Raw genomic sequence first — 3,322 nt, forward strand, 5'->3', positions numbered from 1 at the left:
GGTCCTCGACGACCGGGGCCGCGCCGACTTCCAGCTGCTCCAGTCGCGGATGGGACTGGCCCACTCCCCCGCCCTGGCGGCCCGCCGCGCGGCGACCGCTCCCGCGCACCTGGTGCTGTTCGACGTGATGCACCTGGACGGCCGCTCCCTGCTGCGGCTCCCCTACGCGCACCGCCGCCGGGAGCTGGAGGCGCTGGCGCCGGCCGGCCCGTACTGGTCGACGCCCGCCGCGGTCGTCGGCCACGGGGAAGAGGCGCTGGCCCTCACCCGGGAGCACGGGCTGGAAGGCCTGGTCTGCAAGCGGCTGGACTCGCGGTACGAGCCGGGGGTGCGCTCCCGTGCGTGGATCAAGATCCGGCACATGACCGGGGTGGACGTGGTGGTGGGCGGCTGGCTGCCCGGCCGGGGACGGCTCACCGGGCTGCCGGGCGCGGTGCTGATGGGCCAGCGTGACGAGGAGGGCCTGCTGCGGTACGTGGGCAGTGTCGGTACCGGCTGGAGCGAGGGGGAACGCGCCGACCTGGCCCGCCTGCTGGCCGCCGCGGCGACCGGCGTCTGTCCGTTCACCCCGGCCCCCAAGGCGCCCGGGGCCCACTGGGTGGTCCCGAGGCTGGTCGGCGAGGTCCGCTTCAGCACCCGGACCCGCGCGGGCCTGCTGCGCCAGCCCTCCTGGTTGCGGCTCCGGCCGGACCTCGCCCCGGAGGACTCCTCGGCCGACCTCCCCGTCGGCACGGAGCCCCCTTCCGGCACGTGAGGCGCGGACGGCGCGGGACGCCCGGCGTCCCTGCTGCCCCCGGCGTCCCTGCTGCCCCTGGCGTCCCTGGTGTCCCTGGCGTCCCTGCTGCCCCTGACGTCCCGGGGCGCCCGGCCCCCGGTGTCTCCGGTGTCCCCGTGCGCCCGGGGGCGCGCAGCACCCTCCCGCGCCACGGGCGTCCGTGGGGTCCACGGGGCCCTTGTTGACGGCTATCGTGGCCCCATGTCGGCTCCTGAGATCGTCCGCATCGTCTCCCGCGACTCCCCCATGGCCCTCGCCCAGGTGGAACGGGTCCGCGCCGAACTGGCCCTGCACCATCCGTCGACGCGCACCGAGGTCGTCCCGGTGAAGACGACCGGCGACAAGTGGATGGGCGAGCTGTCCCAGGTGGAGGGCAAGGGGGCGTTCACCAAGGAGGTGGACGCCGCACTGCTGGCCGGCGAGGCGGACCTCGCGGTCCACTGCGTGAAGGACATCCCCGCCGACCGCCCGCTGCCCGCCGGCACCGTCTTCGCCGCCTTCCTGCGCCGGGACGACGTGCGCGACGCGCTGGTCCACCCCGGCGGCCTCACCCTCGACGAGCTGCCGCCCGGTACCCGGATCGGCACTTCTTCGGTGCGCCGGGTGGCCCAGCTGGCGGCCTCCCACCCGCACCTGACCTGTGTGCCGATGCGCGGCAACGCCAACCGGCGGCTGGAGAAGCTGGCGGCGGGCGAGGCGGACGCGCTGATCCTCGCCGTGTCGGGGCTGGAGCGGATCGGCCGGACCGACGTGGTCGGCGAGGTGCTCTCCACCGAGACGATGATGCCGCCGATCGGCGCGGGCATCCTGGCCCTCCAGTGCCGTGAGGAGGACACCCGGCTGATCGAGGCGGTCGCCCCGCTCGGCGACCCGGACACCCACCGGGAGGCCGCCGCCGAACGGATGTTCCTGCACGTCCTGCAGGGGCACTGCAACAGCCCGATCGCCGGTTTCGCCCGGGTCGACCGCACCGGCGAGCTCTCGCTGCGGGCGTGCGTCTTCACCCCGGACGGCAAGACCCGGCTCAACGCCCACGAGTGGGCCGGGCCGCTGGACCCCGCGACGCTGGGCACCTCGGTCGCCGTCACCCTGCTCCGCCAGGGCGCCCGGGAACTGATCGACTCGATCGACCACTGACGCCCGTCGTCGGCCGGCCTCCTCGCCGCCGGCCGGCCGACGGCGGCCTCCCGCGCTCCTCCCCTCACGAGTGAGGTGTCCGATTTGTTTGGGTTCCTCCGTTAGAGGGAATTCCTCCTCCAGTGCTTCGGACAGGAGGCACGGCCGCGGGAGACGGGGTCTGCACGGCCCTCCCGGCGTCCCGGACCTGTCCGTGAGCGCGCCTCTCCCGCGGTGACCGCCCTGCCGGCCCAGCCGAGGGAGGTGCCCGTATGACGGCCACCAGCACCACCAGCACCACTCGCACCACTCGCACCAGGACCACCCGGTCCCGCGGTCATCCGCACGACGACGCCCCGGACACCGCGGCGGCCTTCGCCCGCCTGGCGTCCCTCCCCGAGGGTCCCGAACACCGCGCCCTGCGCGACGACCTGGTCCGCGCCTGGCTCCCCATGGCCGAGCGGATCGCCGTCAACTTCCGGGGACGCGGTGAGGCCCTGGAGGACCTCTACCAGGTGGCGGCGCTCGGCCTCGTCAAGGCCGTCGACCACTACGACCCGGCCCGCGGCTGCGCCTTCGAGTCGTACGCGGTGCCCACCGTCACCGGCGAGATCAAACGCCACTTCCGTGACCACCTGTGGACGCTGCACGTGCCCCGGAGGGTCCAGGACCTGCGCAACCGGGTCCGGCGGGCCGCGAAGGAGCTGTCCCAGACCACCCAGGGCCGCTCGCCCACCGTCGCCGAGATCGCCGCGTACACCGGGCTGACCGAGGACGAGGTGCGCACCGGCATGGAGGCGCTGGAGTGCTTCCACGCCCTCTCGCTGGAGGCGGAGCTGCCCGGCACCGAGGGGTACGCGCTGGAGGACGCGCTGGGGACCGTCGAGACCGGTTACGACCTGGTGGTGGACCGGGTGGCGGTGCGGCCCTGCCTGGAGGCGCTGTCCGAGCGGGACCGGGTCATCCTCTACCTGAGGTTCTTCCGCGGAATGACGCAGAGCCGGATCGCCCAGCAGCTGGGCATCTCCCAGATGCACGTGTCGCGGCTGCTCAGCGGCTGCTTCGACCGGCTGCGCGAGGAGCTGGACGCGACCGGCGAGGAAGGGTGGTGAGCACCGTCCGGCGGACGCCTCCGGCCACCGGCCGGGCCGCGCCTCCGCGAACGGCAGCGCGAACGGCAGCCGCCCGGCCTGGCGGCCGGGCGGCTGGGACGGGCTCACTGCCGAACCGTCCCGGGAGCCGTTCGAAAGCGAGCTCAGTGACCGGAGTGACCGGGCCCGGCGGCGTTGAAACGCGGTCGGGTCACGGGGCGGCCGGGCGGGGCGTGGCGGCGCAGGGCCTCCTCGAGGGCGGCCCGCACCTCCGCCGGGAGGTCGCCGGTCCGGGCCCAGAGCAGGATCATCTCGGCGACCTGGCGCAGCTTGACGTTGG

Annotated in this window: 3 protein-coding genes; all 3 read left to right on the plus strand. The window is 74.8% G+C overall.

Translation table 11 applies throughout. The features are described from left to right. Nucleotides 1-754, plus strand: a 754-nt coding sequence (locus HW445_RS23565; protein WP_180222956.1) for an ATP-dependent DNA ligase, incomplete at its 5' end; no start/stop codon positions are given. Nucleotides 755-976: 222 nt separating this feature from the next. Beyond that, entirely contained in the window at nucleotides 977-1,912 is a 936-nt protein-coding gene (hemC, locus tag HW445_RS23570; protein WP_151773956.1) for a hydroxymethylbilane synthase, read from the plus strand. 251 nt (nucleotides 1,913-2,163) lie between these two features. Next, a complete protein-coding gene (locus HW445_RS23575; protein WP_180222957.1) occupies nucleotides 2,164-3,003 on the plus strand; it encodes a SigB/SigF/SigG family RNA polymerase sigma factor in 840 nt (279 codons plus the stop codon). Nucleotides 3,004-3,322 lie beyond the last annotated feature (319 nt).

Source organism: Streptomyces sp. UH6 (genome assembly GCF_013421635.1).
Classification (GTDB): Bacteria; Actinomycetota; Actinomycetes; order Streptomycetales; family Streptomycetaceae; genus Streptomyces; species Streptomyces abyssomicinicus.